Below are 25,017 nucleotides of genomic sequence, written 5' to 3'. Positions count from 1 at the left end.
TCCAAAAAATCATACACTGCTTAAAAAACAGAAAAACCAAATACCGTTAAACAAGTATTTGGTTTTTTTAAGCGATTAAATCATTTTTATAAAATAAAAAAACTAAACCAAATCAGGAAACAGCGTACGTAGTCCGTTAACGATAATTTCGATAGCAACTGCCGCCAATAGCATACCCATGATTCGACTCATAATATTAAGCCCTGTATCACCCAATAAGCGACTGATACGACCAGCTGCCATCAATGCCAAATAACAAAACAAACTGATAAACAAACCCGCAATCAAAATGGCAGATATTTGCAAGATGCCGGAAACTTGTGATGAGTAGATAATAACGGTTGAAATACCACCCGGTCCAATCATCATAGGAATAGCAATCGGCACAACCGCGGCGGCCATCGTTGGCGGCGCACCTTGCAGATGGTCAACATCGAAGTTTTCTTGATCAGGCTTAACTGGATTGCCCTCGCCATTCATCATATTGAGAGCGATCAGAAATACCAATATACCGCCTGCCAATTGAAATGAGCCAATTGAAATACCCAAGGTTTTGAGGAGCGTTTCGCCTGCTAAAGTGAAGAAACTGATGGTAATAAAAATTGTCAGACAAGCAACACGGGCAACTTTACGTCGATTATGCATTGAATAACCGCGCGTTGAATCTAAAAACAACGTTAATGCGCTAAAAGGGTTAATCAATACCATAAAGGCCAATATTATCTTGATAATTTCAGTATTCACTGAGCGCTCGCTTGTATATTGATACAACTTGTACAAAAGTAAGGCCATCGTGCGAGTGCATCAATGACCTAATAGTCGGTAGCAGCGGCATTGTAGCATAGGCAGATAAGCCTATTAAATCATTAACTTCGCTTAATTCTCCTACCTTACCAAATCCATAGGATATCGATATAAATCCGCCCTTTCAATAGCGGGTTAATCCTCTGTTACACTTCATTAAAACGAGTCTATATCTTTGGTTCATTTTTAAAAGAGTACAGCACTGCTGCGGTTAATTATCGCAGCCTCTGTCTGCGCGGGCACAGCAAGCAAGCAAAATTAACCCCAGCAGTGCTTTATAACATTTGCACTTCTTTTATTTGTGAATCATCATACTTAGACCCAGCGTGAAAGCTAGGCGTTAAAATCCAAACCAATATCTAATGCAGTCGTGCTGTGGGTCAAATAACCCATCGCGATAAAATCAACGCCCGTTTCCGCAACGGCTTGTACTGTTTTAGGAGTGATCCCCCCTGATGCTTCGGTTTTAGCGCGACCTTTACACATAGTGACTGCTTTTAACAAAACTTCAGGCGACATATTATCTAATAGCACTAAGCTCACACCAGCATCTAGTGCTTGCTCTAACTGTGCTAATGTATCGACTTCCACTTCTATCGGAATTAAGTGCCCAGCAAATTCTTGCGCTTGCTCAATCGCTGTTTTAATATCACCTGCGATGGCAATATGATTGTCTTTAATTAAAATCGCATCGTCCAATCCCAAGCGATGATTGCGCCCGCCGCCGCAGCGTACCGCATACTTTTGTACGATACGTAAACCTGGAATGGTTTTACGCGTACAAGTAATTTGTGCTGGATATGCTGCCACGCTATCGACAATCTTCTTAGTATCTGTCGCAATACCGCTAAGATGAGTCATAAAGTTAAGTGCCGTACGCTCTGCTGTCAGCAAATTTCGCGCATTGCCGCGCACAGTGGCTAGTACTGCGCCAGCTTTAACCGCTTCACCGTCATGGACGTGTGCGACAAACTCAATTTGCTTGTCAATAAAAGCAAAAGATAAGCGTGCTAAATCCATACCACATATCACGCCTGCTTGCCTTGCCTTAATCTGTAACTGCGCTTGCATGTCGGCTGGAATAGTCGCTTGTGAAGTAACATCACCACGTCTGCCCAAATCTTCTGTTAATGCCGCTTCGACCAAGGGTTTAAGTAACACCTCAGCCAATGCTGGCTCTTGTTTAACTGTCATTTTTAGCCCTTATTTTTGCGCAATGATTGATATAAATTTTGTTTACTTAAACTCAAAATGAGCATAAATATAACGTAAAGTGTCGAGCCTCGCAAGAAATGGGCGAAAATTTGTGAACTTACGAATTTTATCTATAGTCGGTGAAAAGTAATATCGATACAACACGTACTGCTGGTGCAAATTTTTCTTGCTTGCTGTGCCTACGCAGACAGAGGCTGCAAAAAATTTACACCAGCAATACTGTAGCGACTTTAAAGTATTTCAACTATAGCTTTGATATGGGGGAAATTATGTAGATATTTATGCTATTTACGTTTAGGCAATTTACTATCCATCAGCAAACTTTGCAGTTCAATATCATGGCGAAAACGATAAAGTTTAGCGGGACGACCACGCTGGGCGCTACTACTCTGTCCTGTTTCTAGCACAAGATTTTGTGACTCTAGCAGCCGGCGGAAGTTTTGCTTATGTAAGCGCACACCCGATAGTGCTTCGACACTCTGCTGCAACTGCGACAAGGTGAATTCATCTGGCATCAAGCCAAAAATAAGCGGTCGATATTCAATTTTTGCGCGCAGCCGTGAAATAGCCGTCGCAATTACGCGGCGATGGTCATAGTACATCGGTGACCCTATAAGCTGTGACCAGTGACTAGGCAATTTAAACCCCTTGTTAGATTCAGCACTGTCAGGTTGAACATTAGCCAAATAGCTTGGTGGATAAGTTGGTGCTTCTGCAATAAGACCTGCTTCATATAACATCTCATAACGTAGAAGGACATGTTCTGCAATCCATTCCCTATTCTCGTATTCTCTATCATTTATCAGCTGATCGTTGCTCTCTGCATTTGAATGCACGCTTTTATTTTTAGAGCAATTATTTAGAATCGTCTCACTGACGCTCCAACACAGACCAATACGCTGACGCCGGCGCTGCTGAATATCAGGCTCTTTTGTGGCATCTGCCCAACGTAATAATGCCGGTATGATATAGTCCATGATGATAGCTGGCATACCATCTAAGTGATTTTCCCATGGGAAGTAATCGTACCAATCACGCCATAATGCTTGGCTTTGTAGTTGTGTTTGCGCCTCTTGCACCAAACCCAAATAGCTGACATAGACCAACGCATGACCATCATCATTGCGTCTATTGGTATCAACAAAGGTATATAGCTGCTCCAAATAACCCAGTGGCTGCTGTGTTTGCTCTTCAACCCATTGGCGCACACCTGCTTGCAACGAGCGGTGTAATGGCATGAGGGGACCATTGGGCAATAGCTTGCCTTGATCAACGGTTAAAACGCGCGCCGTGTGCTCGGTAATCGCGACCAGCACTGCGACAACCTCAGTCGTACCGCTACCTTGTTGATGGGCATGTGAATAAGACAACGTCATGACGTTAATGATTACCTTTTATTTTATTTATGAAATACAGCTCAAATGATAAGCCATTGACCATATACTAATTATAGCTTGAATCGATGCTTATCATAGCTTGTGGTTGTAATTATACAAAATGAGTCCTGCATAAATAATAAACGTATAAAAATTTCTTGTATTTATGCTCAAAATGAGCATAATTGAACCAGTGTATTTTTTAGCGCTATTTACTTGACCCACTTTTAACGGCAATTGACGTGTCGTTATTGCATGAAAGGTTTGCACTTATGAAAACGTATCCGTATGACGCACCGATTATGAGTACTGATAATCGCATTGCCACGCAAATGAATATCGAATATGCCAAAGCAAAAATGCCCGCAGACTTGCCGCGTAGTGAGCGACTGCAAGTTGAAGAAAATATTAAGCAGTTGTTAAAAGAGCATAACGCCGTCTTAGTCGCGCATTATTATGTCGATCCTTTTATTCAGGATTTGGCATTGGCAACGGGGGGCTGTGTTGGTGATTCGCTTGAGATGGCGCGCTTTGGTCAAGCACATAGTGCGCAGACACTGGTGGTAGCAGGTGTACGTTTTATGGGTGAGTCAGCAAAGATACTCAGTATGGAAAAGACAGTACTGATGCCCGACTTAGAAGCCGAATGCTCGCTTGATTTGGGCTGTCCTGCCGATGAGTTTTCTGCCTTTTGTGATGCGCATCCTGAGCGTACGGTGGTGGTCTATGCCAATACTAGCGCAGCGGTAAAAGCACGGGCGGATTGGGTAGTAACTTCGTCAGTTGGTATCGATATCATTCGACATCTACACGCGCAAGGTGAGCCTATCATTTGGGGTCCAGATAGACACTTAGGTAAATACATTGCCCGTGAGACTGGGGCGGATATGCTGCTCTGGCAAGGTTCATGTATGGTGCATAATGAGTTTAAAGCCACTGAGCTTGAACAATTAAAAGCTGAACATCCGACAGCAAAAGTCTTGGTACATCCTGAATCTCCAGATAGTGTCGTGGCGCTTGCCGACGTGGTTGGCTCGACCAGTAAGCTGTTGCAATCAACTTATGAGATGGATGCCGATACCTTTATCGTCGCAACTGACTTGGGTATCTTGCATGAGATGCAAAAGCGCTCGCCAAACAAGCGCTTTTTGGCTGCCCCGACTGCTGGTGAAAGCGCCAGTTGTAAAAGCTGTGCTTTTTGTCCATGGATGGCGATGAATGGTCTACAAGGTATCGAGCAATGCTTGATTAATAATAGCGGTGAAGTATTAATGACGGCTGAGCTCGCAGCGGCAGCTAGAAAGCCATTACAACGTATGCTTGATTTTGCTGAGTTGCAGAAGCAACGCGTGACAGCAAGCGGCGATATCGTCAAAGACCGTGCATTGTTTGCCAATGTAGGAGCAGCATAATATGAGCGCGAACTGGTTACATGGCAAAGATAACTGTAATGCGCATCAGGAATACGATAGGGTTGTAAAAACAGATGTGCTTATTGTTGGTGCTGGGCTTGCAGGATTAAGCACCGCGCTTGCTTTACCAGAGTCGCTGAGCATTACCATATTAAGTAAAGCGGCACTGGAAATTTGCTCAAGCCATTACGCCCAAGGCGGTATCGCCGCAAGCTTGGACAAAAATGATTCGGTAGCTGACCATATCGCCGATACGCTAATCGCTGGTGCAGGATTGTGCGCAGCGGATAATACGGCAAACATCCTTAGCACTGGACAACAAGCAGTTCAATGGCTGTGCGAGCAAGGCGTGCCCTTTACTCAGATTCTTCAAGCTAATAAAAAATACCATACTGAGCAAAAAGTCTTCACTAAATTGCAAACTGCCGACTTACATCTGACTAAAGAAGGCGGTCATGGCTGTAGACGCGTTGCCCATGCTGATGATGCAACGGGTCGCCATATTATGGAAGCCTTGACTATAAAAGTGCAAGCCGCTTCTAATATCACTATCTTGCCCTACCATGAAGCACTGTATTTATTAACTGACAACAGTGATAACCGTTGCCAAGGGGCACAAGTTTTTGATCATGTTAATCAGTGCAAACTCATCTTTCATAGTCGCGCGGTTGTACTGGCCAGTGGCGGTTTAGGGCAATTATTTCAACGCGCCAGCGCGCCTAATGTCTGTGTTGGTGATGGCGTTATGATGGCATGGCAAGCAGGCTGCCGTTTGGCAAATTTAGAATTTATCCAATTTCATCCGACTGGTCTAGCACTAGGAGATAGCAGCTTTTTGATATCGGAAGCTTTACGCGGCGAAGGTGGACGGCTATATTGTCCACAAACTGGCACACGCTTTATGCTAGAGATTGATGAGCGTGCGGAATTGGCACCAAGAGATATTGTCGCTAGAGCAATAGCTGAGCAGATTAATAATAATGGACTTGGGTATGTACATCTTGACGTCAGTCATTTATCAGCCGAATTTTTGCGCGAGCATTTTCCACAGATTGATCAGACCCTATTAGAGCTTGGTATTGATATAACTAAAGAGCCAATTCCGGTTGCCCCAACCGCCCATTATAGCTGTGGCGGCGTGGTCACTGATGCTAATGGCGTAACCGATGTAGAAGGTCTCTATGCCGCTGGTGAAGTCGCTTATACAGGTCTGCATGGAGCAAATCGCTTAGCAAGCAATTCACTTTTGGAATGTGTGGTGGTTGGGCGTAATATCGCCGCTGATTTGCCGCGATATTTGAAAGCATTAGAGAATCCAGATCCTATTGCCATTTATAACAACTTGAATTTATCAGCACCTGCGATTTGGACAGCGCCAACTCTTAAAGATACTCAAGCCGTTACTTTGTCTTCTTCTAATGCGTTTATATTTAATTCATATCACTATAATGATGCTGATAGTAATATAGATACTAATAAGCAGGCTGGCAAAATATCTACAGAATTAAAATTTTTAATGACCTCACATATGGGTATCACTCGCACTGCCGAATCATTAGTGCAAATATTGATACAAATACAGCAATGGCAACAGTGGCTTGAAAAATCTGAGTTAAGTCAGCCCAATATAAATACTTCAGACGACGCTATAGCGACTCATAGGCTAATAACTTTTCAATTAGAAAGGCAATTACAGTTAGCGACCTTAATTGTTCAGTCTGCTTGTCAGCGCCTTGAAAGTCGTGGTGGACACTATCGTAGAGACTATCCCAACCTAGCAGCTACTGCTCGCATTAGTGTGATTGAGCCATTATCAAATCAAGCTATTCGCTCATTAAGTGGTATCAATAACCCCACTTCAGTAATTCAGAAACATCATAAATCTGTCCAGTCCGAGCACGCGGTATAGTGGCTTTATATTCAATCAATGCGGCACTGCTGGTCTAGCATATAGAGAAGCTCATAAAGGAATCTTTGACCAGCAGCAATTCAATGAATTCTGTCTGCTCATGTCAGCATTATTATACTAATATGTTACAATCTTCGACTCCTTAAAAAACCCTTCTAAAAAGACTTTGTTAAAACGCCTTTTAAAAAATGCCGCGAGCCCTTTACCATGCAAAGCTTAGTTACCCTTGTCTTGGTTTTAATGCCAATGTTTATTGGCTTTGCCATTCCATCCAATCCTACCCTAACTAAAGTTGCCGATAAAGGCTTGTCTTATTTGGTCTTTATTATTTTAGGCCTTATCGGTATTGAGCTGGCACAGGTCGAAGGACTTGGCAGTCAGGTAGGTGAAATCGCACTGTATGTCACGATATTATCGATACTGACCATCGGATCGGGTTTATTTGGGCTGATGCTGTTTGACCGTTTGCGCCCGTGGCATGCCAAAAAGCCTAGTGTTAAATCTAAAGAGCATCGCGTCAGTATTCGCGGCAGCCTGACTCAAGTCATCTGCGTGGTAATAGGTTTTGTGATCGGTTATTTCTTGCCAGCCGACTATATACCGCCTGAAAATACCATGACGGTCATGCTAATGATATTAATCTTGCTGGTTGGTATTGGACTAAAAGGCTCGGGTATCACCTTAAAAGAAGTACTGCTCAATAAGCGCGGCGTTGAGATGAGTATTATTTTTACGTTATCGGTATTGGTTGGCGGACTTATTTTTGCGCTGATGTTTAGCGATGTTTCTTGGACGAAGGGCTTAGCACTGGCATCAGGATTTGGCTGGTATTCGCTATCTGCGATTGTGATGACGGATGCTTATGGGGCGATTTGGGGCAGTGTGGCGTTATTTAATGACTTAATACGTGAATTCTTTGCATTGATATTTATCCCTGTCTTTATGCGTAAATATCCGTCTGCTTCAGTTGGACTTGGCGGTGCGACCAGCTTAGACTTTACCTTACCTATTATTCAGCAATCGGGTGGTTTAAAGGTCGTGCCGTTAGCTATTAGCTTTGGCTTTATTATCAATATCGTCGCGCCGGTGCTGATGGTTTTGTTTTCGTCTTTGGGGTAACTTAGTCAGATCTTATAGCTAAGTTTATTACTATCAGAAATTACGATCATTTTGTTACTAACCATTTGTTTAACGAGATTATCAATTACTTTAGCATCTTCATTACGAAGATTGCTTTTAAGATAATTTGTAAGGCTTGCCTTTTTTGATGGTCGAGAGCTTATAGGTCGCTTTTTTAGTAATGCTATTGCACGTTGATATGTCGTAGCAGAAGATTTACTCTTTTCATTGTTTTCGCTTGAAATCTTATTTGTATTTACTTTTATACCATCCGAAGTTAGATAGCAAATATTCTGACCGTTTTGCTTTATAAAACCCTGATTTTTAAGCCATGTTACGACTAGATTAACTTGTTCTTCATTATTTAATTGTCGATAGGTTGCAAGCTTCTGTTTGATAACGTTATTTAATCCAGTGAATGTTTTAGGCTTACTTAATAAAACTTTATCAGTCACTAAATCTAATACTCCCTGACTATCTACTTTATAACTTAACTTTTCTTTATCAAGGCTGATAAGTTCTGCTTTGATAAATTTCTCGAAAACTTGTTCAAAAATATAATCTTGCTCGATACCATTGAACTCCTCTAGTATGTTTGCTGGGACATACTGCTTCATCCAATATAATAGGTTGGATTTATAACTTGGTAAAAAGACTTTACGGTTTACAATGCTATCAAAAACTAATACATAACAATCATGTATAACTGCTTTAGGTATATGATCTTCGGGTGATTGATCTACAGCATTTTCATTTTTAGTCACTACATTATTGATGTTATCACACAAGGTACTCCGTTTACCTTCAACTATAAAATGACTTTTTTCTATATCTGACTCTATTTCGTCGTCTAAATTATAAGCCAAACTTAGCCGATTAGCATTTGCTGATCGTATAATATTGATACCATCGTAAACACTATTGAGATGCTCAACCAGCACATCATAACCACTGTCTCTTGCCAAGATACAAACATCCGCTTGAGAATCAATTACAGATATTTTCCCTAGATAGAAAGACAGATAAAAATCTAATGCATTTTTCCCTGTATGTTGCATCCTAATAATATGCACATTTTTACTATCAAATTTAAGTAGGGTTTCAACTAACTCAAGCGGCAAGCTTTTTTGCTGATTTACGCCTAAGAACAACCATATATGGCACTCATTCGCCTCTATATCATTAAAGCTTTTTGGCTGGATGTTCTCATAATCAATTAAAATGTGCTTCATAAAAGTATTCTTATCATTTGATACCAAATATAGTTATCTAAACCCCACTCGCCTGCTTAGCAAATAGTCTCATCAACGGCTTAATTTTGCTCACCCGATACATACCTTCATTACGTAGTTGCTGGATAGGACGCATTTGAGCAAGCGAGCCAGCGAATAGCCAGTTAAGCGCTGAAAAGCTATGCATCATCAGACTATTATGCGGACGGCGCAAACGCTCATAGTTACGTAAGGTTTGATTGGTACCCCAAAGCGTACCGCCACTACGGTTATAATCATGCGCCAATTGTTTGCTTAATGCTTTTACATCGAGCATACCGAGATTGAGCCCTTGCCCAGCCAGAGGATGTACGCCATGCGCGGCATCACCAATCAATACCAAATTATCCGAGACATAGGTCTCTGCTTGCTGCGCCGCTAACGGAAAGCTGGCGATTGACTCAATTTTGTGGATAGCACCAAGCTCATAATGACTGGCAGCAGCCAACTTGTCAGCGATATAGCGCGGCTGTTCTTCTATCAACGCCAATGCTTGATTGCGTGGCAGTGTCCATACAATCGACTGCCAATGCTGTGGATTGGCTTTGTCTTCATCGGTGATATCAGCAAGCGGCAACAGTGCTAACGTGCCAGTCGGCAGCATGGCTTGACGCGCAGTTGCTAGATGCGGCTTTTCAGTTTGAATAGCGCAGCAAATCGCCGTTTGATTATAATCAAGAACATCAAGCGCAATGCCTGCTTGCTTGCGCACAAACGAGCCACGACCGTCAGCACCGACCAATAAACGCGCGTCAATCACAGTATCATTATCTAAAGTCACACGATAACCTTGTGTTCCTAGCCAATCCATATCAACGACCCTTTGACCATCGATAACAGTTAGATACTGACTGACATCAGGCGCTGATAAACGCTGCCATAAGGCATACTCAATGACTGCTGGCTCAACCATACTACCGAGTATGTTTGGTGACGAATTTTGATTGCTTTCATCACTGCTATTATCATCACTGCCATTATCCTCACTATCGCCAAACAATAGCTCTCCTCTACCGTTTAGTTGCCAAACCTGCATTTGTGAGTAATCAGCTTTACGCTCTGACGCTGCTATCTTTTGCCAAGCACCAACTTCTTTTAATAATTCAATACTGGCAAGACTTAGCGCATAAACACGTGCATCTCGCTTGCCAAGGATTTGCTGCCAATCTAATTCATCACGCTTTGGGCGCGCATCGATAAGTGTCACCGGCTTATTGTCTTGTGCCAGTTTTAGGGCAAGTGTTGCACCGACAATACCGCCGCCGATAATCAGCGTATGGTTATTTTTCATAAAACATCCTTTGTATGGCTATTTACGCTATCCGCTCATCTTTATCGCAGTTAGCAGCAGCTTAAATGTTGGATTTTATTTTCTAATGGCTTATCAATGCTAAGACTTTAGACCCATCGCATAATTGGCAATTAATGGTTTAATATTTGGTAATTTATCAAAGGCAACCAAAGCGACATTACGTGCCAGCTTCACGGCTGGATTTGGATGCGTAAAACCATGTACCACTGCATCACAAAAGCGTATGACACGTTTTTGGTCAGTTTGACGGGCTTTTTCATAGCGTTTAAGTAATGTAGGATCACCGATGTCAGCGCCTTTGAGCACTTGCGCGCTCATCATTTGTGCCAGCACATGGGCATCACGCATGCATAGGTTAAACCCTTGTCCTGCTACTGGATGCAGGGTGTGCGCGGCATTACCCATGATGACGCAGCGACCATCGACTTGTTTGTTTGCCAACACTCGCGTCAATGGATAGGCACCGCGGCGACCAGCAGTTTTAAACGTGCCTGCACGTGCGTCAAATGCTTGCTGCAAAGCCGCTAAGAAATGCGCGTCATCCTCTAAGTATTGTGTCTCTTCTCCGGTTCGGCAGACCCAAACCACTGAACGTCTATAGCCAGTCTGATATTCGTCATTACCGTCGCCTTCTGGATCAGTCAATGGCAATACCGCAAGTGGTCCGGCAGGACTAAAACGCTCAATCGCATTATGCTCATGTGGTTTGTCCGTTTCTACCACGCCGACGATAGCCGTTTGCTTATAATCATAAGTAGTCGTACCGATATCTAATAACTGACGCACGGTAGAGTCGCGACCATCACAGGCGACCAACACACTACCCTGCAATTGCTGCTCATGCTCTTCTTCACCATAGTAGCTAAAACTTAGGGTTAGGCTGTCGCTTTTCTGGTCAACGGCTATCACATTGGCATTATCAATCAGGGTAATAAGCGGCTCTTGCTGGGCAGCAAGGAGCAACTTACGCCCAAGCCACGCATTTTCCATCACTTGCCCAAACGACTCAACTTGCTCATCCTTTTTATTGAGTTGCGCGCGTCCAAAACTGCCCTGTTCACTAATCTGTACGGCATCGATACGGCAGGCATGGCTTTGTAGTTCATCCCACAGCCCGATCTCTTGATAAATCTGTACTGTACGCCGTGACAATGCCGTATTACGGCTGTCTAAGTAATGACTACGCTGACCATCATCTTTGGGACTGATGGTCGGATAGCTGTTTTTCTCTAGCAACGTACTGGCGATACCATGGTTTGCCAATAACAACGCAAACGACAAACCGACATGACCGCCACCAGCGATAAGTACCTGCTGCTCAGTCATCGCAGCTTGTTTAATATTGTTAGATTTTGATAAATTTAATTCAGTAGTTTGCATCATTATTATTCCTATCATTGCCGATTTATCACATATTTATACGTGATTATTATTCACTCAGAATTTTATTTTATTAAAAAACCTATTGTTCTTTGAACATATTAAAAAACTTCTAATATAGTAGATGCACCTTTAAAAGAATACAGTGCTACTGGAATTAATTATTCGCAGCCTCTGTCTGCATAGGCACAGCAAGCAAGAAAAATTAATTCCAGTAGCACGTTATAATGTTTGTATTTCTTTCATTTAAAACTGACTATAGCGTTATCGCCTAAACAATAGATTACCACAAATTGCCTATTATTCTGTGGTCTTGACGGTATCCATAGCAGCTATAAAAAATTCTTTCAGTGTGACTACTGAATGCTTTCGTCTATCGTTGCAATCGCCATACAAAAACAAAGCCATGCATACATCTATATAGCTTGAAATTTAAATTCTATCTACCATAATGAAGGCAGGAAATTTATTTATTATTCACTAAACTAACAGCTACTTTGCCGTCATTTTCTATTATCTAAAAGCCGTATGCTAAAACCTATAAACGAAAGCAGATAAAACACAACCAACTATTTTATCTCTGAAGTTCGTCTGACTATGCAGCATAGAAGCAATATTCATAGCAGCGGGCAACCAACACAAGGATAATCGCTTGACTGACTCCATGAGCCGCCGTATAAAATTTGAATCCTTGACCCCAGCACAGCTCAAAACCGTGCTTGGCGAATACAACAACCACATGAAATACATTCAACAACGTCTTGATATTAAAATCAGCCAGCGCCAAGGCGACTTCTGCCTGAGTGGCGACATATTAGGGGTCGAGCGCGGCGAACGTATTATTTATAAAATGGTCGATGAAGCGCAGAATACCAAAGACATCAGCGCAGAAGAGCTGCATCTTATCATCCAATCTAGTCTCGCCCGCGATGAGGATATCGAAAAGGATGAAGCGCTATCGGCAGAGGACGAAGAGGATGTAAACGCGCCAAGCGATTTTACGCCCATTAGCCTGCGTACCCGTAATGGCAAAATCATTCCACGCGGTGGCAATCAGCAGCGTTATGTCAGAGATATTTTATCCTCTGATGTGTCGTTTGGGATTGGACCTGCCGGTACCGGCAAGACTTATCTCGCGGTTGCTTGTGCGGTTGATATGATTGAGCGCAATGAGATTGAACGAATTTTGCTCGTACGTCCTGCGGTAGAAGCTGGCGAAAAACTGGGCTTTTTACCAGGTGATTTGACCCAAAAAATCGATCCATACTTGCGTCCTTTATACGATGCGCTATATGAAATGATTGGGTTTGAGAAAGTCGGTAAGATGATTGAAAAGCAAATCATTGAAATTGCCCCGCTTGCCTATATGCGTGGTCGTACTTTAAATAACTCGTTTGTGATCTTGGATGAAGCACAAAATACCACGCCTGAGCAGATGAAGATGTTTTTGACGCGTTTAGGTTTTGGTTCGCGCGCGGTCATTACCGGTGACATCACACAGGTCGATTTGCCACGTGGCAGCAAGTCAGGCTTGGCACAAGCGATGGAAATCTTAAGTGGTATCGAAGAGATTCATATCACTAAGTTTGATTCAAAAGACGTCGTCCGCCATCAATTGGTACAGAAAATCGTTGAAGCTTATGATGTCTATGATGACGAGCAGCTTGCCTTGCAGGAAAAGCGCAAGTTTGAACGTATCAAAGAGCAAGAGCGCAAACAGATAGTTGCTGATGCAGCAGCCAAACTCTAATCTGTCTTAATATACTTAAAAAAGAAACCGGATTTGCTATCCGGTTTTTTACTGTTAGATATTTTTTGATTGATATAAAAAAGGATGAGGGTATGAGCCAAGACAGCAATAGTAAGTCTAGTAACAATATTGATGATAATATTAATGAGAACAAGAGCTTAGACATGCTTGATATTAGTGCCAGTGAGCTTATCGATGACCAGACCCTCGATAGTTTTTACAGTCGAGAGCTGCTGCTGTCTGTAATGACGGCGACACTTAACTATATCGATGAGCAAGTAAAAGAGGGTCTGATACTGCCCTACTTTGACGATATCGATAGTGAGCAGTGGCAAGAAAAGACCAAGTCACTGGATATTTACATTACGGACGAGGATGAAGGTCGCGAGCTGAATTTAGAAGCCCGTCAAAAAGATTATGCAACCAATATCCTCTCATACCCAAGCGACTTACCAGCAGCGATCATCGGACTGATGCCTACATTGCCTCTCGGCGAGCTTATTATTTGTCATGCGGTTATGCTACGTGAAGCGGCTGAGCAAAATAAAGAAGCGTTGCAGCATATTAGCCACTTATTGATACACGGTATCTTGCATCTACTTGGATTTGACCATGAGCTTGGGCAAGTAGAGCAAGATGAGATGGAGCGCTTTGAGATTGAAATTTTGGCAGGGCTCAATATCCCGAACCCTTATAACTAATCTTTTTTGGTTAGTAATTTTTGTGCCTGATCCATCTGATTAATCATCTGGTCAAGTCCTTTTACATGGACATTGCGCTGCGGGAAGGGAATATCAATCTGATTATCATCCAGCGCATATTTAAATTGCTCAAGTAATTCGCACTGCATCGACCACCAGTCGTCATTAGTCGTCCAAACGTTTAAAGTTAAATCAACGGAGTTATCGCCCAAGTTGGTGACGCGGATAACCGGTGCAGGATCAGTAAACGCCTTCGGGTTACTGATTGCCAGATTTAGCATAACATCTTTGGCGGTCTTGATATCAGCATCATAACCGATACCAACGGTGATATCGACGCGGCGGTTGGGCAATGAAGTATAGTTGATAACCGCTGAAGTGGTGATATCGCTATTAGGAATAATGACATCATGATTGTTAATCGTCGTTAGATGCGTATTGACCAAAGTAATCTCTGTCACGGTACCGGTATAACTGCTGATTTGCACATAATCGCCGCGCACAAAGGGGCGAAAAGTGACAATCATAATGCCCGCTGCAAAATTAGACAGCTGATCTTTAAGCGATAAACCAATGGCAACCGCTGCACCACCTAGGATAGCAACGACCGATGTGGTCTGCACGCCAACTTTACTCAAGGCAGCCAAAACGACCACAACCAACAGCACACCGTAAATTAAGCGACCTAAAAAGCTAGCGACCGTCTCATCTAAACGACCACGTAACATCATCCCATGAGCAAATGTGACGGCTTTTTTGGCAAGCCATTGCCCTACAATAAATATTAGCAGCGCTAACGCAACTTTGGCAGCAGTGCTCAAGGCGTTATTGGTTAAAGTGGCAACATCAAGGGTAAAACCTAAAAATTCCATATAAACTCTTTATTCTATATCTGGGTGTTATCTATTTACTGTTTTAGTTAATACGTTAAAAATGCAGGACTGCTGTTAACTCTTCTAGTACGTCACTTCTACGATATCACTATACCGATAGGTGCGTATTAGACGCAATTCAACAATGTCTTTCATATCCGCGGTAAATTTACCAAATGGCGCGGCTTGCCTGACTGATTGTTTGGCCGCTTCATCTAAGATAGTTGAGTTTGAGCTCTCAAGCAAACGGATGGCTTTGATATTACCGTCGCTTGCGATAATGACCATTAAACGCACTTCACCCGTAATACTTTGCGCTCGTGCTTGGGCAGGATATTGCAGGTTACCAACGCGCTCAACGTGTTCACGAAAGGTATTGATATAATCGGCCGCCGCGCCATGGGTCGTTGAGTTACTGTCCATGGTCACAACTTTTGATTTGGTGGCATAAGTCTGCTGACGCTGGGACAGTTGCGCCTCCAAGGTAGCAATCTGCTTACGTAGGCGCTCTTCTTGTACTCTCATATCATCTTGCGCTTGCTTACTGTCATTATCAGACTCTACGCTTGCATGACGCCAGCTGAGCGTGGTGCGCAGGTAGCTTTCTTGATAATGCTGCTGGCGTACTTGCCGCTGCAAGCGAATCACATCTTGCGTCTCACTCATTTGCTCAGCGGACAAAGGACTGCTTTGGTCGGTTTCTTGACGCAATTGCTCTTTTACCGTACCGCCGCCTTGTTGCGAGGCATTGGCAATAAACTGTGCATCTTCATTTGGCTGCATATTATCCGTGAGGGCTTTAGCAACGTCTTGCATCAATCCGGCAGGGTCTTGCCCCATCGAAAAACTGATACCAAAAATAATCAACGCATGCACGCTAATGGCAATAACAATCGCCATCGGCAAGCTGATATCGCGTTTTGGTGCTTGCGCTGAAAAATGGTAGCTTTGTGAGTCTTTAATATACACCGCAGTCAGTCTCAGCTTATGAATATAAAGGCGGTCATCAATAAACGTGTTAATATCCATATCTATTGCCCATGCCGCCATCATAACATGACATAGAATTGTGTCGCTAGCACAACCGTATACCGTAAATTTACAGTAGCTTCTCAACAATTTATCATTACTTACAGTGAGAGGCATGCTGATGAGTAATAGACGTTCATTTTGCCCGCCTCGTTTTTAATATATACTGTTTGGTATCGGTCACGCTTTTATAATGATAAGGATAATAAGTTTGAGTAGCTTTAATAATATGAGTGATAATCTCGATCATTCGGACAACTTTGATGACTTTTTTGAGAATCTCGGCTACCGCTTTGATGAATCATTCAGCGATGGTTGGGATCGCCTGACCCAATCCATTAAAGACTTATACAACCGTACAACCGATAAGCTAGAAGATGAGCTGGCGCTACCGCTAACACAAGCCTACGTCAATGATGCGCTAAAAACTTATGTCACGGATAATGTCAAAGCTATCTTAGAGCTGCGTGTTGAGATACATGAAGACTGGTTCCGCTTATACTGCACGGTCGATGCAGGTGGCATTTATGCAGAGGTGGCGAGTAACTTTCGGCTGGTACATGCGCAGCTCGATCGCAATGTACAGCGCTTTGTATTTGGTCAACTGACCTATACCGATATCCTAAATCTGCGCTGTGAGTCCTTTCTTAAGCGTCAAGGTATCAAACTGTTTATTTGGTTTTACCACCGTATCCTGAAAAAAGACCCGTTGGGCTTTATCCTATCTTATATCGATATTGCACGTGCCAAAAATGAAATTATTTATATTGATATTAATCGTTGGCTGAAGAGTAATAAGAAAGTTATCGGCATGTTACATAAGGCACAAGTTAACTATGGTGAGCTTGAAGAAGAACAATTGATTTTGAAAGCGCAGATTAATTATCGCGATTTATTATCTTCGAATAGCAATGAAGATATTATCAGCGAAAAAGACGAGCCAGTACAAGTACAGGGTCCTGTCCATCCACTAGATACAGAAAATGTAGCAAATGTGGCGAGCCAAGTTTAGCGTATTCTACGCTGTATGCACCTATAAACTAGATATCTTATAACCTTAATCTCATATAAAAAATGCTGTATTTTGGAGACTTTCGTCTAGTAGGATACGGCGATTTTCTGTTGCTAAACGCTTTAGGTTAAATGATAAGAAATAACAGTTTTACCAGTAGTTTTCTACCGCAATATTGCCTTCTCCGCGGCGATTCATTACCAGTCCTAAGCTCTTTAACGTCTCTTTGGTATCTTCTACCATATCCGGGTTGCCGCAGAGCATAACGTGCGTGCTATCGACATCTAAAGCAATGCCTGCGCGCTCTTGTAGCGTTCCATCTAGTAGCAATTTTGGCAGGCGCTCTATCAGTGCGCCTTCGATAGGCTCACGAGTAATAACCGGTATAAAAACTAATTTTGCAGGATTATCAACCAAGGAGCCAAAGTCTTCTTGCAGACTTTTTATCTTATCAACGTATGCCAGCTCTTCTATCGAGCGCGCGCTATATGCGAGAATAATATGCTCGTAATCTTCCCAAGTCTTTAAATCTTGCAGCATCGATAAGAAAGGCGCAAGACCAGTGCCCGTAGCCAGCAACCATAAATCTTTTGGTAATGGCTTTTGATAACGCGCCAAGGTCAAAAAGCCAAAAGGCATGGTATTAAGTAGCAGCTCATCGCCTACTTCTAAGTGTTGCAACTGCGAGGTAAATGCACCATTAGGAATGACAATAGAGAAAAACTCTAATACCTCATCAAAGGGAGACGAAACAATTGAATAAGCACGAAAAACATCTTCGTTTAGTGCTTCATTAGCGACATCATTGCCTGCCTCTCCTTGCTGCTTATAGTAGTTTAACTGACTGGGATTAACACCCAAACGTACAAATTGCCCAGCCGTGAATTTAAAGCTATCCGGACGGCTGACAGTAAAGCTAAATAAATTTGGCGTCCAAGTGGTTTTGCTTAGCACTGTTACGGTTTGAATATTGTCGCTCATAGTTATGAATCACTTATATTTTATTAAAATTTATTTTTATAAAATTTAAACAACAAAAAAAGATGCGCCAAGCTTATCACAAAGCGGGCGCATCTTGTTTTTCGAACCGTAACAATCAATAAGTAGTAATATGGATATAGCACTAATTATTTCAGCTTTGTATCCCTATTTTTAAGGCTTACCAAATACGAGCCAAACTTGCCCATTCAATCATACTGTTTGGTAATACGCCAAAGAACAAGATGATTGCCGTGACTGCAATGACCATGATACCACCGGTACGTAGACCCCACTGTTTTGAGACGTCAAATTCAATAAACTGTTTTGGACGCTTAAATAGTGTGAGTAAAACGCGCAAGTAATAGAACAAACCAATCGCACTACCGAGGATAATCATCGCTGCCAAGAACCAGTTGGCACCTTGTACTGCAGCAAGAATCGCAAATAACTTCGTGATAAAGCCTGCGGTTAATGGAATACCCGCTAGAGATAGCATCATGATAGTCATGACACCAGTCAATATCGGACGACGCCAAAACAGCCCTTGATAATGAATCAATTGATCGGCTTCACCAGATAGGCGATAAGGGCTAGACATTAAGGTCAAGACACCAAAGGCACCGATAGAGGTAAAGGCATAAATCGCCATATACATACTAGAGATACTATCAGCAGCAGAACCAATGCTCACGATTACGATTAGCACATAGCCCATATGAGCAATCGATGAATAACCAAGTAAACGTTTGAGACTTGTTTGGCGTACGGCTAGTAAGTTACCTAGCAAAATAGATAAGGTTGCCATCATCATCAACAGCATCTGTACCGATGGCAATGCCAATAATGAAGTATCAATTAAAAAGCGTACTGCCAATGCCATCATTGCTACTTTTGATACTGAGGCCAGATAAGTGGCGATAGGTGCAGGGGCGCCTTCATAGACATCAGGTGTCCAGATATGAAAAGGCGCGGCAGAAAGTTTAAATGCGATACCAAACATCATCATCGCTGCCCCTAAAATCAACAGTGGCGATTCAAACGTATCAGCCAAAGTTAAACTTATAGGCTTAAAGGCGAGCGAACCGACTTCTGCATAAATAAATGCCATACCCATCAGCAGCGTTGCCGATGCTGTCGCTGACAGTACCAAATATTTAAGCCCTGACTCAAGCGAGCGGGTACGCATATAGGTATACGACAGCATGCCGTATAACGGTATCGATAGCATCTCAAGACTCATAAAGAATGATGCCAAATGCTGGGCGCAAACCATAAGCAGTGCGCCAACCGTTGATAGCAGCATCAGTAGATACAGCTCTTCTTTATGGTCTTTTAAATCGGCTAGATAGGCATAAGATAACGTACAACATGCTAACGCACAGATAAAGATAATGACCATATTAAACTGAGCAAAGTTATCAATAACAAATAACTGCTCAGCCGCTGGCACAAGCGTGCCACTATCGACTATACCTGCCATTTGCCCAAGTAAAACAAACAGACCAATATTGAGACCGATGACCGAAATAGTACCGGTCACCATATGTGAGCGTTTCATAGCGATGGCAATCATCACCACCAATACCGTAATCACTACCGCAATGATCGGAGCATAAGGCAATAGCCCCATCAAATCATTCATCGTAAAATCGTTCATGACTTAACGTGCCTCCATTGCATCAAGCAGTTGCGAGGCATCTACTTGGGTTACTTGACTATATATATAAGCATTATTAATCCATTGCATAGCATGACTTGAAGTATCAAGGAACGGCTGCGGATACAATCCGAGCCAGACCAAGCCTGCGGCAAGCATCAATAGTAACGACAGCTCACGCTTACCCAAATCCTTTAACGGACGCGTCGGCAGACCATGCGATTTGGTTTCTTTTAATGCCACTTCTTTAATATTGTTAATACCAAATAGCGCTTTATGAATTAATATAAGTGAGTATAAACCTGCCAATACTAAGCTAAAAGTTGCTAAGACTACAAACACAGGATACTGAGCAAACGCGCCAAACAAGATCAAGAATTCACCGATAAAGTTACCTGTACCCGGAATACCCAGCAGTGCCGCACAGAAGAACATCAGTATCGGCGCATAATAACGGAACTGACCCCACATACCGCCCATCAAGGTCAGATCACGTGTGTGCAAACGTTCATACAACTGACCTGCCATAATGAATAGCGCTGCTGAGCTTAGACCATGCGCCAGCATTTGAATCATCAAACCTTGTAAGCTGAGTAAGGTTCCGGCATAAATGGCCAAAACCACAAAGCCCATATGCGAGATACTGGTATAAGCCAGCAAGCGCTTCATATCGGTCTGCATAAACGCAAGCCATGCGCCATAGAAGATACCAATCGTACCCAAGGTCATAGCAATCGGCGCAAAATCTTGTGATGCAGCTGGGAACAATGGCAGGACAAAACGTATCAAACCATAAGCAGCCGTCTTAATCAAAACCCCTGCCAAATCCACTGAACCGGCTGTTGGTGCTTGTGCATGCGCGTCAGGCAACCAGCCATGGAACGGGATAATCGGCAACTTAACGGCAAAGCCAATAAAGAAGCACAGCATGATCGGATATTCCCAGCCGCCAAGTGACGTACCGAGCAAATCATTATAATTAAAGCTGACCACGCCTTTTTGGGCGTAGCTGATAATGACCAATATCAAAATGCCTACGAGCATGATTAGCCCAGAAGCTTGAGTATAGATAAAGAACTTGGTTGCTGCGTATTCTTTGGTTTTGCCAACGACATCATGACCCCAAATCGCGATCAAGAAGTAGATAGGAACCAGCATCATCTCCCAAAAGAAGAAGAACAAGAACATATCGATGGCTAAGAAAACACCAATGACGCCGCCCAAGCTCCACAGCAAGTTCAGATGGAAAAAACCAACACGGCGCTGAATCTCATTCCACGAACAAGCAACGGCGGCAATACCGAGCAGACCAGTTAAAGCTACCATCATCAGCGATAAACCATCTAACGCCAAATGAAAACTGATACCAAAACTCGGTATCCAAGGCACACTAAATTCAGCGACCCAAGGCACAGAAGCATTTGGCGCAATGACTTGCTGACTCATGCCAGAAAAATCACCGTACTGCCACAGCACCATTGACAATACAAAAGTCAACGTCATACCGATCAAGGCAATCCAGCGAGGCAAGCGTTTATTAAAGCGTTCAACCAGCCAGCATAGCAATCCTGCAATAAAAGGAATGGCGATTAATGCTGGTAGCATCCACGTTTGTTGTAACTCAATCATCTTATACCACCGTCATCATTACCAGCACGAGTAACACAGCCATACCCAAGCCAAAGCTTGCAGCATAACCTCGAAGTGACCCTGTTTGCGTCGCAGACAATACCTTATTACCTGCTGAAGCCAGCTTGGGTAATACATACCACGTTTTATCAATAGGGTCGGCTTTAAACAAGCGGCCGATGAACAAAAAGGGTTTTACAAAAATCACATCATATAGCGCATCAAAACCTAAGCCATGATAGCACCAGTGATACAACGCGCCACCAATACGCGAGCGCTTAAAGCTCGTGAGCATGCGACCTTTATCCACCACATATAGTAGCGCAGCGATTATCAAACCAGCCGCCATCGCTGCCATCGCTATATATTCTGCCGTATGCTTGGCTTGGCCTTGACCCGCCACTTCTAATAAATGCCCAACACTCTCTGGCAACACACCTTGTAATGGCGGTGTGATCCATGCACCCACAGCTGTCGATAGCACGAGAAGCACGGTAAGCGGCAACCAATACGACACGCCTGATAATTTGTGCGCATGCGTTTTTTCTTCGCCAAAGAATATAATCCAAATCATACGGAAGGTATAAATTGCCGTTAAGAACGCACCGAACACGCCCATATAGAACAGCACCATGTGACCGGTGGCATAAGTCTCCCAAAGAATCGCTTCTTTAGAATAAAAACCAACCGTAACCCAAGGTATGGCAGCCAGTGCACCGCCACCGACGATATAGCACCAAAATACTAAGGGTATCTTTTTGCGCAAACCGCCCATCTTAAAGATGTCTTGCTCATGATGTACGGCAAGGATAACGGCACCTGATGATAAGAATAGTAAGGCTTTAAAGAAAGCGTGCGTCATCAAATGGAAGATAGCCCCTTGCCATGCACCCACGCCGAGTGCCAAAAACATATAGCCGATTTGACTCATGGTTGAATACGCAAGGATACGTTTGATGTCTGTTTGTGCCAAGGCACAGAAGCCTGCAACAACCAGCGTCAATGCACCGACGCCGCCTACCCAATATAATAAAATACCTGGGGTTAGCTCAAACAATGGATGCAAACGGGCAATTAAATACACGCCTGCCGTGACCATCGTTGCCGCGTGAATCAGCGCTGATACGGGCGTCGGACCTGCCATCGCATCGGCAAGCCATGTATGTAATGGCAGCTGCGCTGATTTGCCCATTGCACCGCCGACCAACATCATGGTCGTCAACATCATAATTGGATTATTGATATCAAACACTTCTGGCGCACGAGTAATAATCTCTTGGATATTAAGCGTACCGAATTCGCGAAACAATAAAAACAAACCAAAGGCTAAGAATACATCACCCACACGGGTGACCGTAAAGGCTTTTATCGCGGCACGACCATTGGCTCGGTCATGATAATAATAGCCAATCAGCAAGTACGAACAGATACCCACGCCTTCCCAACCGAGGTAAAGCAAAAACAAATTATCTGCCAATACCAGCAATAACATACTGGCGACAAACAAATTCATGTAGCTAAAAAAACGGGCAAAGCCAGTATCGCCTTTCATATACCAAGCGGCAAACAGATGGATTAAAAAGCCAATACCGGTAATGACACCCGTCATCGTCAATGCTAAGCCATCAAAGCTTAAGCCAAAATTTGGCGCAAAATCCCCAACTTGGAACCAAGTCCAGAGTGGAATCTCTACGACAGTTCCGGCCGGATTGGTGGTTAAAAAGGTATAGCTAACAACCAGCGTACAGAGCGCTGATAGCAGCATGCTACCGACACCGACAATCGCTGCTACCTGCTCGCTTAGCTTGTCGCGCATAAAGGCTAAAATCAAAAAGCCAACGAGCGGGAATATAAAGGTTAATGGTAACAAACTCATGACATCATCCTTTCATCTCATTGGCGCTGTCCACATCGAGATGCCCACGCTGATGATAAAAACGCAATAATATTGCCAAACCAATGGCCGCCTCTGCTGCTGCTAAGGTCAAAATAAAGATAAACATAATCTGTCCATCCGGATCAACCCAGCGGCTACCTGCTACCACAAATGCCAGTGCCGCCGCATTCATCATGATCTCAAGGCTCATTAGCATAAATAAGAAATTACGCCGTACCATGACACCGCACAAACCAATGGCAAATAAAATACCTGCCAAAATTAACCCATGGCTCATCGGTATCATACCCAATACGTTTTGTACCTCAGCAGCAGGCTGCACTAAGCCTGCCACCTCATGGGCAAACGGCACATTCGATACGTCTTGTGCCACGCTCGCTGCTAGTACCATCAGTCTGACTCCTTGCGCGTGACTTCCTTCGCACCCACCTGCATACTTACGTAGTCAAGCGGGTCAACATCTTTGTATTCGTATGGTTTTGTCATCTTTACTGCATCATTATTGGTGTGCTTACTATCGTTTTCGTAGAGCTCAATACTACCGACATTTGGACTGGCTACTAGGCTATCATTACCGATGATCTCGTCATCGATAGCTTCTTTACCCAAGTGATAAGCAGCAACCAAAGCCGCCAGTAGCAGTAAAGCCGCCACTTGTATTAGCATCACGTATTTGGTAAACAATACCGTACCGACGGTTTTGGCTGAAATCGTTGTGCCACCAATCATAGCTGCTTCGTCGTGACCCATACCAATCATCGCATACAGTACCACGGCAATGATAATCGTCAGTCCAGTAGGTATCGCCCAAGTGCCGGCATCCAGCCAGCGCTCTTCGCGCTCATCATTACTCATACCCAAATTTAGCATCATAATAACGAAAACGAACAGCACCATAATAGCGCCCGCATAAACAACAATCTCTAACGCCCCTGCAAACGGTGCGCCTATCACAAAAAATATACCAGCGATTGCCAGTAATGACACAATCATCGATAAAATAGCATGGACTGGATTGGCTTGGGTTACCACGCGCAAACTGGCAAATATTGCTACCGCTGCTAATGAGTAAAACCCTGCCAATTCAGGATTGTTTAAAATATTCATCATGGTAGCAAGCTCCTTAGATCAATTGGTGCCGCTTCATTTTGCGCCGCGCCCTTTGGTTTATCTGCTACCGCCATACCCGTCACGCGATAATAGTTATAATCAGGATATTTACCCGGCCCTGAAATCAGCAAATGCTCTTTTTCATAGACCAAGTCTTGACGGACGTATTCGCCCATCTCAAAATCAGGCGTCATCTGAATCGCTGTCGTAGGACAAGCTTCTTCACACAAGCCACAAAAAATACAACGTGAAAAGTTAATACGAAAGAATTCTGGATACCAGCGACCATCGTCACGTTCCGCTTTTTGCAGTGAGATACAACCAACCGGACAGGCCACAGCGCACAAGTTACAAGCGACGCAGCGCTCATCGCCGTCAGGGTCACGCGACAATATAATACGTCCACGAAAACGTGGCGGCACTGGTACTGGCACCTCAGGATAAAGAATGGTGTCGCGTGGTCTGAGCGCATGACTATTAACCATCCACATGCTGCGGACAATGGTAAATAGTCCAATGACGGTCTTTTTTATCGTAGTAAACATGGGATTATTATCCTTCTCAGCTTTACCCTAGTTCAT

Annotated in this window: 21 protein-coding genes; 6 read left to right on the top strand and 15 right to left on the bottom strand. The window is 43.4% G+C overall.

The annotated features are described in order from the left end of the window. Window positions 1-102: 102 nt before the first annotated feature. From AC0J5Y_RS03260 to AC0J5Y_RS03250, 3 genes are all read right to left on the bottom strand, one after another. Window positions 103-744 (bottom strand): MarC family protein, encoded by a 642-nt coding sequence (locus tag AC0J5Y_RS03260; RefSeq protein ID WP_475131494.1) that lies wholly within the window; start codon window positions 742-744, stop codon window positions 103-105. 393 nt (window positions 745-1,137) lie between these two features. After that, window positions 1,138-1,998: a carboxylating nicotinate-nucleotide diphosphorylase gene (nadC, locus tag AC0J5Y_RS03255; RefSeq protein ID WP_475131493.1), complete on the bottom strand. Its 861-nt coding sequence runs from the start codon at window positions 1,996-1,998 to the stop codon at window positions 1,138-1,140. Window positions 1,999-2,303: 305 nt separating this feature from the next. Next, window positions 2,304-3,395 carry an NUDIX hydrolase gene (locus AC0J5Y_RS03250; protein WP_475131492.1) on the bottom strand — a complete coding sequence of 364 codons (1,092 nt, stop codon included), beginning with the start codon at window positions 3,393-3,395 and terminating at the stop codon, window positions 2,304-2,306. Between the two features lie 272 nt (window positions 3,396-3,667). Between AC0J5Y_RS03250 and nadA the strand changes: the two genes are divergently transcribed. The 3 genes from nadA to AC0J5Y_RS03235 all read left to right on the top strand — a co-directional run bounded on the left by nadA (window position 3,668) and on the right by AC0J5Y_RS03235 (window position 7,835). Continuing rightward, window positions 3,668-4,807 (top strand): quinolinate synthase NadA, encoded by a 1,140-nt coding sequence (gene nadA / locus AC0J5Y_RS03245; RefSeq protein ID WP_475131491.1) that lies wholly within the window; start codon window positions 3,668-3,670, stop codon window positions 4,805-4,807. Window position 4,808: 1 nt separating this feature from the next. Further along, window positions 4,809-6,716 (top strand): L-aspartate oxidase, encoded by a 1,908-nt coding sequence (gene nadB / locus AC0J5Y_RS03240; protein WP_475131490.1) that lies wholly within the window; start codon window positions 4,809-4,811, stop codon window positions 6,714-6,716. A gap of 207 nt (window positions 6,717-6,923) precedes the next feature. Next, window positions 6,924-7,835, top strand: a complete 912-nt coding sequence (locus AC0J5Y_RS03235) for a LysO family transporter (RefSeq protein ID WP_475131489.1) — start codon at window positions 6,924-6,926, stop codon at window positions 7,833-7,835. 5 nt (window positions 7,836-7,840) lie between these two features. Here AC0J5Y_RS03235 and AC0J5Y_RS03230 read toward each other — a convergent pair whose 3' ends face one another. The 3 genes from AC0J5Y_RS03230 to AC0J5Y_RS03220 form a co-directional block, all read right to left on the bottom strand. Then, entirely contained in the window at window positions 7,841-9,067 is a 1,227-nt protein-coding gene (locus AC0J5Y_RS03230) for a PIN domain-containing protein (RefSeq protein ID WP_475131488.1), read from the bottom strand. Between the two features lie 37 nt (window positions 9,068-9,104). After that, window positions 9,105-10,397: an FAD-dependent monooxygenase gene (locus AC0J5Y_RS03225; protein WP_475131487.1), complete on the bottom strand. Its 1,293-nt coding sequence runs from the start codon at window positions 10,395-10,397 to the stop codon at window positions 9,105-9,107. A 99-nt stretch (window positions 10,398-10,496) separates the two neighbouring features. Continuing rightward, window positions 10,497-11,798 (bottom strand): FAD-dependent monooxygenase, encoded by a 1,302-nt coding sequence (locus tag AC0J5Y_RS03220; protein WP_475132065.1) that lies wholly within the window; start codon window positions 11,796-11,798, stop codon window positions 10,497-10,499. Window positions 11,799-12,450: 652 nt separating this feature from the next. Here AC0J5Y_RS03220 and AC0J5Y_RS03215 point away from each other — a divergent pair. Next, entirely contained in the window at window positions 12,451-13,548 is a 1,098-nt protein-coding gene (locus AC0J5Y_RS03215) for a PhoH family protein (RefSeq protein ID WP_475131486.1), read from the top strand. A 92-nt stretch (window positions 13,549-13,640) separates the two neighbouring features. Further along, window positions 13,641-14,249 (top strand): rRNA maturation RNase YbeY, encoded by a 609-nt coding sequence (ybeY, locus tag AC0J5Y_RS03210; RefSeq protein ID WP_475131485.1) that lies wholly within the window; start codon window positions 13,641-13,643, stop codon window positions 14,247-14,249. On the opposite strand, the gene AC0J5Y_RS03205 is transcribed toward ybeY, so the two are convergent. Continuing rightward, window positions 14,246-15,121: a mechanosensitive ion channel family protein gene (locus tag AC0J5Y_RS03205; RefSeq protein WP_475131484.1), complete on the bottom strand. Its 876-nt coding sequence runs from the start codon at window positions 15,119-15,121 to the stop codon at window positions 14,246-14,248. The genes ybeY and AC0J5Y_RS03205 overlap by 4 nt on opposite strands. Before the next feature lie 84 nt (window positions 15,122-15,205). Next, window positions 15,206-16,150, bottom strand: coding sequence for an energy transducer TonB (locus AC0J5Y_RS03200; protein WP_475131483.1), 945 nt, complete (start codon window positions 16,148-16,150; stop codon window positions 15,206-15,208). A 193-nt stretch (window positions 16,151-16,343) separates the two neighbouring features. On the opposite strand from AC0J5Y_RS03200, the gene AC0J5Y_RS03195 reads away from it, so the two are divergent. Next, complete coding sequence (locus tag AC0J5Y_RS03195; RefSeq protein WP_475131482.1) at window positions 16,344-17,162, top strand: hypothetical protein; 819 nt, start codon at window positions 16,344-16,346, stop codon at window positions 17,160-17,162. A gap of 150 nt (window positions 17,163-17,312) precedes the next feature. Here AC0J5Y_RS03195 and AC0J5Y_RS03190 read toward each other — a convergent pair whose 3' ends face one another. The 7 genes from AC0J5Y_RS03190 to nuoI all read right to left on the bottom strand — a co-directional run bounded on the left by AC0J5Y_RS03190 (window position 17,313) and on the right by nuoI (window position 24,981). Next, entirely contained in the window at window positions 17,313-18,143 is an 831-nt protein-coding gene (locus tag AC0J5Y_RS03190) for a ferredoxin--NADP reductase (protein WP_475131481.1), read from the bottom strand. 178 nt (window positions 18,144-18,321) lie between these two features. Next, window positions 18,322-19,800, bottom strand: coding sequence for an NADH-quinone oxidoreductase subunit N (locus AC0J5Y_RS03185; RefSeq protein ID WP_475131480.1), 1,479 nt, complete (start codon window positions 19,798-19,800; stop codon window positions 18,322-18,324). Window positions 19,801-19,803: 3 nt separating this feature from the next. Further along, complete coding sequence (gene nuoM / locus AC0J5Y_RS03180; protein WP_475131479.1) at window positions 19,804-21,429, bottom strand: NADH-quinone oxidoreductase subunit M; 1,626 nt, start codon at window positions 21,427-21,429, stop codon at window positions 19,804-19,806. Window position 21,430: 1 nt separating this feature from the next. Continuing rightward, window positions 21,431-23,305 (bottom strand): NADH-quinone oxidoreductase subunit L, encoded by a 1,875-nt coding sequence (nuoL, locus tag AC0J5Y_RS03175; protein ID WP_475131478.1) that lies wholly within the window; start codon window positions 23,303-23,305, stop codon window positions 21,431-21,433. 4 nt (window positions 23,306-23,309) lie between these two features. Then, window positions 23,310-23,618 (bottom strand): NADH-quinone oxidoreductase subunit NuoK, encoded by a 309-nt coding sequence (gene nuoK, locus AC0J5Y_RS03170; RefSeq protein WP_192519290.1) that lies wholly within the window; start codon window positions 23,616-23,618, stop codon window positions 23,310-23,312. Between the two features lie 98 nt (window positions 23,619-23,716). Then, the gene (nuoJ, locus tag AC0J5Y_RS03165) at window positions 23,717-24,436 is read right to left on the bottom strand and encodes an NADH-quinone oxidoreductase subunit J (protein WP_475131477.1); all 720 of its coding nucleotides are present in this window, start codon (window positions 24,434-24,436) and stop codon (window positions 23,717-23,719) included. Next, complete coding sequence (gene nuoI, locus AC0J5Y_RS03160) at window positions 24,433-24,981, bottom strand: NADH-quinone oxidoreductase subunit NuoI (RefSeq protein WP_475131476.1); 549 nt, start codon at window positions 24,979-24,981, stop codon at window positions 24,433-24,435. The genes nuoJ and nuoI overlap by 4 nt, the downstream gene beginning before the upstream one ends. Between the last annotated feature and the right edge of the window lie 36 nt (window positions 24,982-25,017).

It is taken from the genome of Psychrobacter sp. TS_SC_6, assembly GCF_056156305.1.
Note: the sequence above shows the minus strand (reverse complement) of the source record. Positions and strands in the feature narration are given on the sequence as shown.

Bases quoted from the DNA above. Each gene is read 5' to 3' on its own strand.
- AC0J5Y_RS03185 (WP_475131480.1), bottom strand. From the start codon at position 19,800: ATGAACGATTTTACGATGAATGATTTGATGGGGCTATTGCCTTATGCT.
- ybeY (WP_475131485.1), top strand. From the start codon at position 13,641: ATGAGCCAAGACAGCAATAGTAAGTCTAGTAACAATATTGATGATAAT.
- nuoI (WP_475131476.1), bottom strand. From the start codon at position 24,981: ATGTTTACTACGATAAAAAAGACCGTCATTGGACTATTTACCATTGTC.
- AC0J5Y_RS03220 (WP_475132065.1), bottom strand. From the start codon at position 11,798: ATGCAAACTACTGAATTAAATTTATCAAAATCTAACAATATTAAACAA.
- AC0J5Y_RS03200 (WP_475131483.1), bottom strand. From the start codon at position 16,150: ATGGATATTAACACGTTTATTGATGACCGCCTTTATATTCATAAGCTG.
- AC0J5Y_RS03205 (WP_475131484.1), bottom strand. From the start codon at position 15,121: ATGGAATTTTTAGGTTTTACCCTTGATGTTGCCACTTTAACCAATAAC.
- AC0J5Y_RS03235 (WP_475131489.1), top strand. From the start codon at position 6,924: ATGCAAAGCTTAGTTACCCTTGTCTTGGTTTTAATGCCAATGTTTATT.
- nuoM (WP_475131479.1), bottom strand. From the start codon at position 21,429: ATGATTGAGTTACAACAAACGTGGATGCTACCAGCATTAATCGCCATT.
- nadA (WP_475131491.1), top strand. From the start codon at position 3,668: ATGAAAACGTATCCGTATGACGCACCGATTATGAGTACTGATAATCGC.
- nadC (WP_475131493.1), bottom strand. From the start codon at position 1,998: ATGACAGTTAAACAAGAGCCAGCATTGGCTGAGGTGTTACTTAAACCC.
- nadB (WP_475131490.1), top strand. From the start codon at position 4,809: ATGAGCGCGAACTGGTTACATGGCAAAGATAACTGTAATGCGCATCAG.
- AC0J5Y_RS03250 (WP_475131492.1), bottom strand. From the start codon at position 3,395: ATGACGTTGTCTTATTCACATGCCCATCAACAAGGTAGCGGTACGACT.
- AC0J5Y_RS03225 (WP_475131487.1), bottom strand. From the start codon at position 10,397: ATGAAAAATAACCATACGCTGATTATCGGCGGCGGTATTGTCGGTGCA.
- nuoL (WP_475131478.1), bottom strand. From the start codon at position 23,305: ATGAGTTTGTTACCATTAACCTTTATATTCCCGCTCGTTGGCTTTTTG.
- nuoJ (WP_475131477.1), bottom strand. From the start codon at position 24,436: ATGATGAATATTTTAAACAATCCTGAATTGGCAGGGTTTTACTCATTA.
- AC0J5Y_RS03190 (WP_475131481.1), bottom strand. From the start codon at position 18,143: ATGAGCGACAATATTCAAACCGTAACAGTGCTAAGCAAAACCACTTGG.
- AC0J5Y_RS03230 (WP_475131488.1), bottom strand. From the start codon at position 9,067: ATGAAGCACATTTTAATTGATTATGAGAACATCCAGCCAAAAAGCTTT.
- AC0J5Y_RS03195 (WP_475131482.1), top strand. From the start codon at position 16,344: ATGATAAGGATAATAAGTTTGAGTAGCTTTAATAATATGAGTGATAAT.